The organism is Candidatus Zixiibacteriota bacterium, assembly GCA_026397505.1.
Classification (GTDB): Bacteria; Zixibacteria; MSB-5A5; order GN15; family PGXB01; genus JAPLUR01.
The window spans coordinates 26,616-38,962 of the sequence record JAPLUR010000041.1 but is presented as its reverse complement, the minus strand read 5'-3'; the positions used below and the strand labels follow the sequence as shown (position 1 = coordinate 38,962).

At 49.9% G+C, this 12,347-nt stretch carries 12 protein-coding genes and 2 tRNA genes; 1 reads left to right on the top strand and 13 read right to left on the bottom strand.

From position 1 onward, the window contains the following. The 3 genes from NT002_02445 to NT002_02435 form a co-directional block, all read right to left on the bottom strand. The coding region (locus tag NT002_02445) for a GTP-binding protein (protein ID MCX6828128.1) at positions 1-395 on the bottom strand (395 nt) is incomplete at its 3' end. 30 nt (positions 396-425) lie between these two features. Next, positions 426-498: transfer RNA gene (locus NT002_02440), tRNA-Thr, on the bottom strand. A 293-nt stretch (positions 499-791) separates the two neighbouring features. After that, positions 792-865, bottom strand: a tRNA-Gly gene (locus NT002_02435). Between the two features lie 251 nt (positions 866-1,116). Here NT002_02435 and NT002_02430 point away from each other — a divergent pair. Then, positions 1,117-2,010, top strand: a complete 894-nt coding sequence (locus NT002_02430) for a hypothetical protein (GenBank protein MCX6828127.1) — start codon at positions 1,117-1,119, stop codon at positions 2,008-2,010. 77 nt (positions 2,011-2,087) lie between these two features. Here the strand turns inward: NT002_02430 and NT002_02425 are convergent, their stop codons facing one another. The 10 genes from NT002_02425 to NT002_02380 all read right to left on the bottom strand — a co-directional run bounded on the left by NT002_02425 (position 2,088) and on the right by NT002_02380 (position 12,337). Next, positions 2,088-3,008, bottom strand: a complete 921-nt coding sequence (locus NT002_02425; GenBank protein MCX6828126.1) for an NAD(+)/NADH kinase — start codon at positions 3,006-3,008, stop codon at positions 2,088-2,090. Continuing rightward, complete coding sequence (gene dxs, locus NT002_02420) at positions 2,977-4,953, bottom strand: 1-deoxy-D-xylulose-5-phosphate synthase (GenBank protein MCX6828125.1); 1,977 nt, start codon at positions 4,951-4,953, stop codon at positions 2,977-2,979. The genes NT002_02425 and dxs overlap by 32 nt, the downstream gene beginning before the upstream one ends. A gap of 4 nt (positions 4,954-4,957) precedes the next feature. Beyond that, the gene (locus NT002_02415) at positions 4,958-5,830 is read right to left on the bottom strand and encodes a polyprenyl synthetase family protein (GenBank protein ID MCX6828124.1); all 873 of its coding nucleotides are present in this window, start codon (positions 5,828-5,830) and stop codon (positions 4,958-4,960) included. Position 5,831: 1 nt separating this feature from the next. Next, positions 5,832-6,089 carry an exodeoxyribonuclease VII small subunit gene (gene xseB / locus NT002_02410; protein MCX6828123.1) on the bottom strand — a complete coding sequence of 86 codons (258 nt, stop codon included), beginning with the start codon at positions 6,087-6,089 and terminating at the stop codon, positions 5,832-5,834. Then, positions 6,086-7,306, bottom strand: coding sequence for an exodeoxyribonuclease VII large subunit (gene xseA / locus NT002_02405; protein MCX6828122.1), 1,221 nt, complete (start codon positions 7,304-7,306; stop codon positions 6,086-6,088). Before xseA ends, xseB begins: the two co-directional genes overlap by 4 nt. Before the next feature lie 65 nt (positions 7,307-7,371). Further along, positions 7,372-9,201, bottom strand: coding sequence for an excinuclease ABC subunit UvrC (gene uvrC / locus NT002_02400; protein MCX6828121.1), 1,830 nt, complete (start codon positions 9,199-9,201; stop codon positions 7,372-7,374). A gap of 121 nt (positions 9,202-9,322) precedes the next feature. Continuing rightward, a complete protein-coding gene (locus NT002_02395) occupies positions 9,323-9,862 on the bottom strand; it encodes an NlpC/P60 family protein (protein MCX6828120.1) in 540 nt (179 codons plus the stop codon). After that, positions 9,863-10,762, bottom strand: coding sequence for a UbiA family prenyltransferase (locus NT002_02390; GenBank protein ID MCX6828119.1), 900 nt, complete (start codon positions 10,760-10,762; stop codon positions 9,863-9,865). 13 nt (positions 10,763-10,775) lie between these two features. Next, entirely contained in the window at positions 10,776-11,591 is an 816-nt protein-coding gene (locus NT002_02385; protein MCX6828118.1) for a phosphatidate cytidylyltransferase, read from the bottom strand. A gap of 5 nt (positions 11,592-11,596) precedes the next feature. Then, entirely contained in the window at positions 11,597-12,337 is a 741-nt protein-coding gene (locus tag NT002_02380; protein ID MCX6828117.1) for an isoprenyl transferase, read from the bottom strand. Positions 12,338-12,347 lie beyond the last annotated feature (10 nt).

The following is a 12,347-nucleotide window of genomic DNA, read 5'->3' as shown; positions in this document are numbered from 1 at the left end:
ATGATATACGGAACCCCAACCTGACGAGCCAGAAGGATATGCTCCCGCGTCTGAGGCATCGGACCATCCGCCGCACTCACCACCAATACCGCTCCATCCATCTGCGCCGCACCCGTAATCATGTTCTTCACATAGTCGGCGTGACCCGGACAGTCAACATGAGCATAGTGGCGCTTCTCCGTCTCATACTCCACATGCGCCGTCGCTATCGTTATCCCGCGCTCCCGCTCCTCGGGCGCATTGTCAATCGAATCAAAGGTCCGAACCGACGACAGACCCCGACGGTTCAATATCATCGTGATCGCCGCCGTCAAGGTCGTCTTTCCATGATCGACATGACCGATCGTCCCCACATTAACGTGCAGCTTCGTCCGAACAAATTTCTCCTTCGCCATAACTGCGAACTCCCCGGCTACTATTTTAAGAGCCCAAGACCAGGATTGAACTGGTGACCTCATCCTTACCAAGGATGTGCTCTACCAACTGAGCTACTTGGGCCAGATTCATTTTCAAGTCTCAAAAAAAGACATAACTCGCCATTAAAGCGAGCCTTAAGTATAAAGCATAAAGGAATAACCTGTCAAGAAATATTTATGCCAAACCCTTTAAATTTATATGATTTAGATGTTTAGATAGGCTATTTATCCCATACCTCCGGCTCGCCTAACCTGCTATATATCAGCAGGATAAGTCCCATCTTAACCCGCTTGGCAGAAAATTATGCAATTTTTTCAAAAATCTTTCATTTTTTCTTAAAAAACTCCTGAAAATGATTGACCGGCATAAAAAAGAGCGGGAGACGGGGCTCGAACCCGCGACCAACAGCTTGGAAGGCTGTGACTCTAGCCAACTGAGTTACTCCCGCGGCTGGCAGAATATTATATATAATGTGGGGATACGCAAGCAGAAAATGCGCAGACCTGAGACACGGCTCACCACTTGACTCTAATTACAGGTTTTAGAACGTCACGCTGCGGAAAGAGATATCAAAGCCAAACGGCCCACCCCTGCCATCCTGTTATGCGGCAAGAGGTTGAGCCCCACTACATATTAATCAAATCCGACGACAGAAAAAAGTGATTGCACTACAAATTGTTTGATGCTAGAATTAATAATATGAACACCATCCTTCTGATTGTTGAGATCGCCTTGGTTGTTGCAGTTTATTGGGCTACATTCGGTGGAACATACAAGGGCAACCGCGCATTGTTAATACGCGGCCTCATAATAGCAGGTGGTATCTTTACTATAATTGTTTTTCAAAACAACAAGAGACAAGGCGACATCATCAATAATAGAATCCAAGCGCATTATGATACAATTATGACTACAATTCAAGATAAATATGCTGCGCTCCAAGATTCCGTCAATGTCTTGACCATGAATCAAAGGGCCTTGCCGTCTCTCATCACTGCTGCCACGGTGACCTCAGCAAATGATGTTGAGTTCCCCCCAAGCACCGTCCAAAAAGATAACTCACTCCAGCGATTTGCATTAAGGCCAGAACTCACGATTCTCCCTGTTGCGCAAAGTGATCTCAAAAGGCAGGATAGCATGTCTGCGGTTTTGCATCGCATTTGTCCTGCGGACGCATACAATATCTTTCTGTCTCTAAAAAATGTGGGGAAAAGTACTGCCGTCATCGACTCAGCATTTTGGGGTTATATATGGCGTACCAAATATATGGAAGAGCATAGACTGCCTCTTGAATGGTTCTTAACGCCGGGGGCATTAGAAGTACAGGTCATAGACCTTATTATAGACACACTTAGCATTATCCAATTTCAATTAACCGCGTATTATAGATGGCAGGATATTTCCGTTTCAGATGAAAAGTTCGCTCTTACCAAAACTTATGAAATGAAATATATAAATGGCAGATGGTCTATTTATACGGCCGACAGAGGTTCTTACTTGACGCAAGTTGCGCGAATACCAATTGCAAATAGAATCAATATTTCTAATAAACCAAGCGAAATTGAATTGCTGTATTGGCTTCTAAAGAATTGACTGGATTGATTGGACGGGAATTCGCACTTTAATCTGGATACAAAGCCGAAGAGTCAGCCTGCTGCGCAATAAAATATCTATTCCTTAAATTCCGCCTTTTTGAAATCGACTACGGGGAGTTTGCCCCAGTGCAATTTGTTCCTCAGTATCGTATAAAACGAATTCTCAGGGAACTTTATCAGTTTCACCGTATGTTCGGCACGCGAAATATTGATCTTGCCGGTCGGGCTCGATTCGGTTGCCACCTGTCCGTCAATGGTCAGCATGGCGCTGCCATGCTCCGAGCGGAGACGAATTTCCAGGGTACTGCTCGGCGGGAATATCAACGGCCGGCTGGTGAGCGAGAATGGTGATATCGGCGAGACAATAATCGCCTCCATGATCGGATTCAGTATCGGCCCCCCCACCGCCAGCGAATAGGCGGTCGAGCCGGTCGGGGTTGAAACGATCAAACCGTCGGCGGTATAGGAGCAGATATATTCGTTGTTGGCGTAAAGGCTGAGATTAATCACCCGGCTGACATTTCCCTTATCAATGACAACATCATTGAGAGCGTACGGGTACACCAGTTCAGCGCCGTTGAACACCTCGGTCTTAAGCACCAACCGCTCTTCAATGCGGTAATCTTTCTGTTCCACTCTATCCAGGGCATATTCCAACTGGTCGCCGGTCAATTGGGTCAGGAACCCGAGCGACCCGAGATTGACGCCAAGAATCGGTATCGAATGTCCTCCCAGGGCGCGCACCGAGGCCAGCATGGTGCCATCGCCCCCCATCGAGACCAATACATCAATATGCTCCCACATATTATCCAGCTCGCAGTAGGAAGCTTCAAGATTAACAAAGGATTTGATATCGTTGCAGAGATAGACCTGATGTTCGTGGGCATGACACCAGCGAACCGCGGAAATCACGGCATCGGCGGCGTCGGGACGCTGAAAATTGGCTAATATTCCAAAGCGCATATCATTTAATATAATGTTTGCCGGAGGTACCATTGGCCGCAGGCTCTCCGGTTAAAGCCTGCGACTTGCGATAATCTATTTTGCGAAAAGTTATTTTTTGAAGAAAAGTCCGTTTGACGCTGTCGATTTTTCTGAGCGCCTCGACCAGGGTGTCGGTATCAAGACCAATTTCAGCCAGAAGCTTATTGCGGTGCCCGTGATGAATAAAATTATCGGGAATGGCAAACGACAGAAATCTTCCCTTAAAACCGTTGGCTTCAAGGTAACTCCCGACCATCTGCCCCAAACCGCCGACAGCGCTGTTTTCTTCGATTGTAATGATGCTCTTATATGTATCCATGCAATAATTCAGAAAATCAATATCCAGCGGCTTGATAAAGCGGGCGTTTACAATGGCGAACTCCTTTTCGCCTTTAAGAACCTCGTGAGCTTTCAGAGCCGTTTCCACCATCGTACCAACGGCAATAACCGCCGTCTCCCCTTCACCGTGCAGCAGTTCCCATTTACCCCATTCTATCGGTTCGAGAGCATTGGTCATTGGCGAGGGAATAGCGGCGCGAGGGTAACGGACAACACAGGGGCCATCAAGCTCACTTTCGGCCAGAAGGTGAAGCATGGAGCGGAGTTCATCACCATCCTTCGGCGCCATGATAGTGAGATTGGGGACAGCCGAAAGGAAAGAGAGGTCAAAGCAGCCATGATGCGTGGGGCCATCCTCCCCTACCAGTCCGGCCCGATCAACACAGAAGACCACGGGCAGTTTCTGAAGGGCGATATCATGGATAATCTGGTCATAGGCCCGCTGGAGAAAAGTGGAATAAATAGCGACAAACGGTCGGGCGCCGCCGGCAGCCAGTCCGGCCGCAAAGCAGGAGGCATGCGCCTCGGCAATGCCGACATCATAGAACCGGTCGGGATATTTCTCGGCAAACTTGCTCAATCCCGTGCCGGCGGTCATGGCGGCTGTGATAGCAATGATCCGCGGATTATTCTGCGCCAGTTCCAGCATCGTCTCACCAAAAATATTTGTATATGGCGGAAGTCCCTGCGAGGGGCGTGTCTTGCCCGTTATTTTGTCAAAAGAGCCGACCCCATGAAACTTGGTGGCATCGGCCTCAGCCGGCGGATAACCTTTCCCCTTGACCGTGACAACATGAAGCATAATCGGCCCGGGAAGGTCCTTAATATGATTGACCGTCTTGATCAGAAGCGGCAAATTATGACCATCGATCGGGCCGAAATATCGGAATCCCAGCTTATCAAAGAGGAAACCGGGAACAAAGAGACCTTTCACCGAGTCCTCGATGTCCGAAACGACCGCCCTGATCTTATCCCGGCGTTTGAATCTTCCGGTCAATTCCCAAATTTGATTTCTCAGTTTATTGAATCGCTGGTCAGCCATGATATTGGTCAGATATTTGGAAATGGCGCCAACGTTACTTGAAATTGACATTTTGTTGTCGTTCAAAATGACCAGAAGGTCCTTCTTCGCGGCCCCGGCATTATTGAGCCCCTCATAAGAGAGGCCCCCGGTCAGAGCGCCGTCCCCAACGACAGCCACAACCTTATGGTGCAATCCCAGATTATCCCGCGCCGCGGCCAGCCCGAGCGCCGCCGAAATGGAGGTCGAGGCATGTCCCGAGCCAAAGGGATCGGCCGGCGATTCCTCTCTCTTGGGGAATCCGGCCGGGCCATCATATTGACGCAGCATTTTCATCTGTTCCCGACGGCCGGTCAGCATCTTATGGATATAGCACTGATGCCCGACATCCCAGACAATCTTATCATTCGGGATGTCAAAGCAATAGTGTAACGCCAGAGTCAGTTCAACCGCCCCGAGGTTTGATGAGAGATGCCCTCCCGTTTCGGCTACGATCGAAATTATTTCCTGACGAATCTCCTCGGCCAATTCTGTCAACTGCGTTTCATCGAGCTTCTTGAGGTCGCAGGAATTGTCTATTTTATCCAGATGGTTCATCTATTCAGCTTTCTCTCTGCCCAATATAACGGGCAATCGATCGGAAATAGTTGTCTTTCAGCCCGAATTCCTCGCTGATGGCTATTGCCTCGTCAATAAGGAGATTGGCATCCCTGTGGGCATTTTCCAGGCCGACGGTTCCGGGATAGGTTGCTTTTCTATTCTTACAATCAGACCCGACTTTCTTGCCCAATTTTTTCTGGTCTCCTTCGACATCGAGAATATCATCGATAATCTGAAAAGCCAGCCCGATTTTCTCACCATAGATAGTCAGTTTTTCGAGGTTTGCCTCATTGGTCCCGGCCAGGATAGCGCCAATCCGCACCGAAGCCCTAATGAGCGCCCCGGTCTTATGGGCATGGATAAAACGTATTTGCTCCAGATTGACATCTTTCCCCTCTGCTTCCACATCGGCCATCTGCCCCCCCAGCATCCCGAAAGTGCCGATAGCCAGCGCCAATTCCATGACGGCCCGGGCCGAGCCGGAGCCGGCCAGAAGGTGAAAGGCCAGATCATGCAAAGCGTCGCCGGCCAGAACGGCGGTGGCCTCGTCGAATTTCTTGTGAAGCGTGGGAATTCCCCGCCGGAGATCATCATCATCCATGCAGGGAAGGTCATCATGTATCAATGAATAGGTGTGCACAAATTCAAGAGCGCAGGCGGCCGGATTAATGATTTTCTCGTTCTGTCCACCGAAAGATATATATGAAGTCTTGGCCAGGATCGGCCGCAGTCGTTTTCCCCCGGCCAGCACCGAGTAGCGCATCGCCTTATGCAGAACCTGAGGATAAAGATTTTCGCCGGGGAGATATTGATCAAGAAGCAGGTCGATTTCCTGCCGCATCTTCTCAAGATATGAGATACTTTCGGTCTCCATATCAGGCCTCATCCTCTTTTTCCTCTTCCTCATCAACAAGAGGCACTTCCACCAGTTTTGTTCCCTGTTCTTTGAGGATGGTAATTTTCTTTTCGGCCTCGGCCAGCTTGCCGGTGCAAAAACCGGCGATCTCCACCCCTTCGGAATATAGAGCCAGCGATTCCTCCAGAGGCGCTTCCCCCGATTCCAGCCTTTCAGTTATTTCTTCAAGGCGCGTCAAAGCAGACTCGAAATCCTTGTATTTCTTCTTGGCCGTCATTTTTCCCGTTTAGTTTTAATCTCTGTTACCGCAGCAATCACCGAGCCATCTTTCAGAATGGCCTCTACTGTATCATCCCTTTTCAGCTCCGCAACCGATTTCACAGGAAAGGCCAGGGGATAGGTTCGCAGCACAGAATAACCCCGGTTAAGAATGGCCAAAGGCGAAAGCGACTCCAACCGGGCCAATGCCAAAGATAATGCGTTTTTCTGTTTTTCCAATATAAATTTTCCCGTGGTGGAAAGGTGCCTTAAGAGATTGTCCAGAAATTGTTCTCTTTCCCGGACAAGCGATTCCGGCCGCAGAAAGACGGGGCGTCCTCGTAACTGATTCAACCGTTCTTTCGGCCAGTCGATGGCAGCGGAACAGGCAAAATCGATCCGGGAGAGAAAGTCGCCAATGCTTTCCAGAAAGGCGCCTTTATCCCAGATAACCAACTCGGCTGCCGCCGAAGGAGTTGGCGCCCGCAGGTCGGCGGCCAGATCGGCCAGAGTGGTGTCAATTTCATGCCCGATACCGGTCACTATTGGCTTTCTTGCCGAGGCAATAGCCCGCACCAACGCTTCATTGTTGAAAACCCATAAATCTTCGATCGAGCCTCCTCCGCGACCGGTTATAATGACATCAATATCATCCCGCCGATCAAAGTAACGGATGCCTGAAATCAGGCTTCTTTCGGCCCCATCTCCCTGCACCTGAGCCGGATACAGTATTAATTGAATGGAATTATTTCTTCTCTGCGCAATGCTCATAATATCACGGATCGCGGCGCCGGTCGGTGAAGTAACCAGGCCGATTTTAAGCGGATACTCCGGCAGCGGCTTCTTGCGGGATTCATCGAAAAGCCCTTCCCGGGAAAGTTTTTCATAAAGCTGCCGGAACGCTATTTCCAGCTCGCCTATCCCGACCGGGATCAATTTCCGGGCATTGAGTTGATAGTTGCCCCCCTTTTCATAGACCGTAATATCGCCGAAAGCGCGAATCTTCATCCCATCTTCAGGTTCGAACCGCAGGTACTGCCCGGCCGATCTCCAGATGGTCAATTTTATAGTGGCATTATCATCCTTCAGAGATAGATAACGGTGTCCCGAGGAATGATGAATATAATTGGAGACCTCCCCCTCCACCCAAATTGAGGGAAACGATTCCTCCAGAGTGTATTTAACCAGCCGGGTGATGGCCGTTACGGTGTAAATTTTTTCCTCGGGTGTCTGCATGGGATATGGATACTACCAAAATTGGTTAATGGCAATCGCAAATTAGTCGATTTTTCGAGAAGTATTTATAAACGCTGATGGTGGCTGTCATAAATCGTCTGGGCGATATTTTTGGGGATCCCTTTCACGGCGTTCAATTCCTCGATAGTCGCCGCTTTGATTCTCTTGACCGAGCCGAAATGCCTGAGCAAAATATCCCGCCTTTTGGGACCGACTCCCGCCAGACTGTCAAGAGAGGAGAGAATGGTCCTTTTGGTGCGAACCTTGCGATTGTATTCGACAGCAAAACGGTGCGCTTCGTCACGAATCTGTTTAAGCAGTCGCAGCCCCGGCGATGCTTTGGGTATGGTCAGCGGCTCTTTGTGCGCGGGAAGATATATCTCCTCGAATTTCTTGGCCAGCCCGATCATGTTCAGTTTATCGAAGCCGAGTGATTTGATCTCGGCCTGCACCGATGAAAGCTGCCCTTTGCCGCCATCGACCACCAGAAGATCCGGTGCAGTGCGCTTTTCCTCCCGGAGACGAAAGAAATAGCGCCCGACCACTTCACGCATCATGGCAAAATCATTCTGTCCCCTGACCTCTTTGATTTTGAAATGACGGTACTCTGATTTTTTCGGCTTGCCGTTGTCAAAATAGACCAGCGATCCGACCGCATCATTTTCGCCGGTGTTGGAAATATCGACACAGGCGATGGTACGCGGTGAAATGTCAAGGTGCAAATCATCTTTCAGTGCCTGAACCGATTTCCCCACCCGCTCTTTGTAACCCTTCTTCTGAATCAGCATTTCACCAAGCAGAAGCCGGGCATTGGCGGTGGCCATATCGACCAATTTCAGTTTCTCCCCTTTCTGCGGCGTGAAAATAGTAACCTTCTTCCCCCTCATCCTGGAAAGCCATCGGCTGATAAGCGCCTCCTCGGGAAAAGCGAGCGGCAAGTACAGTTCCTCCGGCAGATTCGGCTGATGATTATAATACTGCTCGACAAATTCGGATAGCACTTCTTCGTCGATTACCTCCGGTTCCGCCTGAAGCTGGAAGTCCTGACGTCCGATAAGAATCCCTTCCCGCAACTGCAGAACCACCACCACCGTATCCCGACCCTCGCGGGCATAGGCAAGAATATCACGGTTGACAACTTTGCCGGCATCAACTTTCTGTTTCTGACGCACCGATTCCAGCGCCGTCACCTGGTCGCGGACTCTGGCCGCTTCCTCGAATTTCATCCGGGTAGACAGCACTGCCATCCGTTTCTTGAGTTTCTCTATCAACGTCTCGCTCTTTCCGGCCAGAAAAAGAATCACCGAATCGACCAGCTCGCGATAATCCTTTTCCGATTGAAATCCTTCACAAGGGCCGCCGCAGCGGCCGATATGATAATCGAGGCAAACCTTCTGGATTTTTCCGCTCGGGTGCGGAATGGTCAGATTGCAGGTGCGGATTTTGAATAAACTGCAAAGAAAGCCGAGCGTTCTCCGCATCCCTTTGGAATTCGTATAAGGGCCGAAATAGCGGGCGCCGTCTCGTTCCAGCCGCCGGACGACCAACACACGAGGAAAGGGTTCGTTGATAATCACTTTTACATAAGGAAAATGCTTATCGTCCTTGAGATTGATATTGTAGCGGGGCTTATGTTCCTTGACCAGATTGGCCTCAAGAATCAGCGCCTCAATTTCGGAATCGGTTACCATCAGATCAAAGTCGGCCACCAACGTCACCAAGCGGGAGGTTTTGAGGTCGTGATTCCCATTTGACTGGAAATAAGTGCGGACACGGTTCTTCAGGCTTTTGGCTTTGCCGATATAGATAATCTTCCCCTCTTTGTTCCTGAACAGGTAAACGCCCGGGGCATTGGGAAGATTCCTGATTTTCATTTCCAGTTTTTCGTTCGGCATACAGTTATTTACGAAATTTCAGTGAAATAAAATAAACTCAGGGAGGTCAGGTCAATTGAGAATATTAAGTGGCTTGATGGCGTATCCGACAGGAACCAGGACCTTTGCAATAATATCTGCACTATTGTAAAAGCCGCCGGGCTCCCATAAACCTCTTTTTCCAATAACTGTCATCCGTACTGCTTATGATCACGCCGGTCGAAGACGAAGAATGAACAAATTCATTATATCCGACATAAATCCCGACATGAGAGACCACTCTCCCCTGCGTGCGGAAAAAGACCAGGTCGCCGTAGCGAAGTCTTTCCCGGCTGACCGGGGCGCCAATTTCATATTGCTGTTCCACGGTTCGGGGAAGTTCGATACCATCGAACTTCCGAAAAACCTCCGAAGTAAACCGGCTGCAATCCAAACCATCATCATAGCGGGATGTCCCCGAATAGGGCCGTCCCAGATAGCTTTGAATTATGGCTCCCAGATCGAGCAGCCGACTGGTAGAAACCTTCTCGAATTTGTCCGCCTGATTGGACGGTCGATACGGCCTTTCTCTTTCGGTATCTCCTCTTTTGGGCGGCGTGGCCTCACCCGTCCGATACCGGGGAGCGGGAACACAACCGGCCAAAAATGTCAGAGCAAAGAATATGATCAGCAAGCTTCTCAACTAACCAAGCCTCGGATATATAACATCAAATCGTTTTCGATAATATAGACGTGTTGCCGCAATTAGAACAACAATAAAAACAAGGTATGGCGGGTAATAATATCCGGCCAGAAGTGACATCAGCAAAATAGGAAACTTGCAGGCGAAAAGGATAGCGCTCTCGCGATTGCGCAGCAAGGCATAACGGAAAAGGAGCAGTGATATGGCGCTCACAGCGAAAAGATAGTACTGTTTCATCAATATAGAGGCCGCCAACGATAAGATAAGCAGGACTATGCCAGATAACATTAACGCCCGGTTTGAAAATCTTGCCGCCATGGTATTCTTGCCGGTCGCGATATCCCCCTCGCGATCCTGAATTGTGGTCAGCAGATATGCAGCCGAGACGGTAAACAGGAAGTAGGCAACCAGCAACAGCGAGAGAGTCTTCTCTCCGCCGAAAAATCCCGGCACGATCATCGGCAGCATTACACCATAGCCGATACCGTTGGCCAGAAGCCCCCACAGGGGACGGTCCTTGAGCTTCAGCGGCGGAACCGAATAGAAAAAACCAATCAGAAATACAACCAGCAGGAGCAGGAAGACTAACATTCCGGCCAGATATCCAATCACCAACGAGATGATAGACACCGCCGGATAGGCGGAGGCCATTTCTCGTTTTCCGATAAAACCTTTCTGCAAGAATCCGAGTTTCCGATTTATCAAATCAGATTCATAATCACAGATTTGATTGATATAATAGACACCGGCCGTCATCAGGCTGGCTCCGACCAATACCAGAAAAGCATTAATGGAAAACGACCGTGGATGATTGAGAAAGCGATAAGAAATCAGAAAAATCGACCAGATCGGCAGAAAGAGCATCGGGCGTGCGGCGAATAGAAAGTCGATGACTTTCACCGTCCCTCCGCATTTAAACGTAAACGATATATTTCAGATACCAGAAAAGCACCGGCGCTGCAAAAAGAAGAGAATCAAAACGGTCGAGAATTCCGCCATGACCGGGGATAATGGCCGATGAGTCCTTAATGCCCAGCGCTCTTTTCCAGACCGACTCCACCAGATCACCCATCTGCCCGACCAGTGACACGGCCAGACCGGCGCCGAGTAAGAGGATTAGCATAACATCCGACAGAAGCCAATATCCCAGAATGAGCGCTATCACCAGCCCGCCGAATAAGCCGCCGAAAAATCCCGCGACGGTCTTATTGGGCGAAATCTTCGGCACCAGCTTCTTCCGGCCGATCCCCTTTCCGACCGCCATGGCCAGAGTATCGGAAAGCCACAGCGTGCCCCAGAGAAACAGAAGCCAGTCCCCCCCATGCCCGGGGACCAGCTCGCGGATGTAATAGAGAAAAGGGTACAGCAGAGCCAGATAGGTGACGCCCCATACCAGAGCCGAATTCTGCTTATAAAGCTCCGTCGGTTCGGCCCCTCGCGCGGCGGTGATTACGCCAATACAGAGGAAATATCCCACAAAGAGCCGTAAACTCCATTCTGGCTCAAGATAAATACCGGCGACGATGATTCCCAGAGTGAAAAGGAGAGTGACCCAGAATGATGGCGAGCCGGCCGAAATCTTGATATCCAGCATGAATTCAATAATCCCCAGAGCGGCCAGCAATAGAATCATCCCGGCCAACCAGTTACCACCCAGATAAGAAATGAGAATGATCAGCGGTCCAAAAATGACCGCCACGATTGTTCGAATTATAAGATTGCGGCTCAAATAAATTAAACCTTTCCGAAACGACGTTCCCTGTTCTGATATACAATTATTGCCTCCAATAATTCCCTGCGCCCGAAATCAGGCCAGAGAATATCGGTGACATATAGCTCGGTATAGCTGGTTTGCCAGAGAAGGAAATTGGAAATACGCATCTCGCCTGATGTCCGCAGCAGCAAGTCCGGGTCGGGCAGACCGGCCGTGTACAAATACCGGGAGAAGAGCTCTTCATTGATATCATCCGGTTTCATCTTCCCGGCCCGGACCGCCTTGGCAATACTCTTCACGGCATCGATAATCTCTGTCCGCCCGCCGTAGTTCAGGGCCAGGTTGAGGACCAATCCGGTATTTTTCTTGGTTTTTTCCATGGCAAAGGCAAGAGCCTGCCGCCGCGTTAGAGAAAGGCCGTCTATCCGGCCGGTAGTAATAAGTCGCACGTTATTGCGGTTCAATTCATCCATTTCGCGGCGGGTCGTGCGAGATAGAAGCCGCATCAGGGCTACCACCTCTTCCCGGGGACGTTTCCAGTTCTCAACTGAGAATGTATAGAGTGTCAGATATTTAATACCCAACTCGGCCGCCGCCCTCACAACTTTACGAACCGCCTCGACCCCGGCTTCATGGCCGGCTGTCCGGGGAAGATTCCTCTTTTTGGCCCAACGGCCGTTGCCATCCATAATTATGGCAATATGCTCCGGCAAACGCTGACGATCGATGGCGGCCAGCAGGGCCTCTTCATTTTCCTTCATATTCATGTCC

Coding starts and splice junctions, on each gene's coding strand:
- NT002_02430 (MCX6828127.1), top strand. CDS start 1,117: ATGAACACCATCCTTCTGATTGTTGAGATCGCCTTGGTTGTTGCAGTT.
- NT002_02425 (MCX6828126.1), bottom strand. CDS start 3,008: ATGGTACCTCCGGCAAACATTATATTAAATGATATGCGCTTTGGAATA.
- dxs (MCX6828125.1), bottom strand. CDS start 4,953: ATGAACCATCTGGATAAAATAGACAATTCCTGCGACCTCAAGAAGCTC.
- NT002_02415 (MCX6828124.1), bottom strand. CDS start 5,830: ATGGAGACCGAAAGTATCTCATATCTTGAGAAGATGCGGCAGGAAATC.
- xseB (MCX6828123.1), bottom strand. CDS start 6,089: ATGACGGCCAAGAAGAAATACAAGGATTTCGAGTCTGCTTTGACGCGC.
- xseA (MCX6828122.1), bottom strand. CDS start 7,306: ATGCAGACACCCGAGGAAAAAATTTACACCGTAACGGCCATCACCCGG.
- uvrC (MCX6828121.1), bottom strand. CDS start 9,201: ATGCCGAACGAAAAACTGGAAATGAAAATCAGGAATCTTCCCAATGCC.
- NT002_02380 (MCX6828117.1), bottom strand. CDS start 12,337: ATGAAGGAAAATGAAGAGGCCCTGCTGGCCGCCATCGATCGTCAGCGT.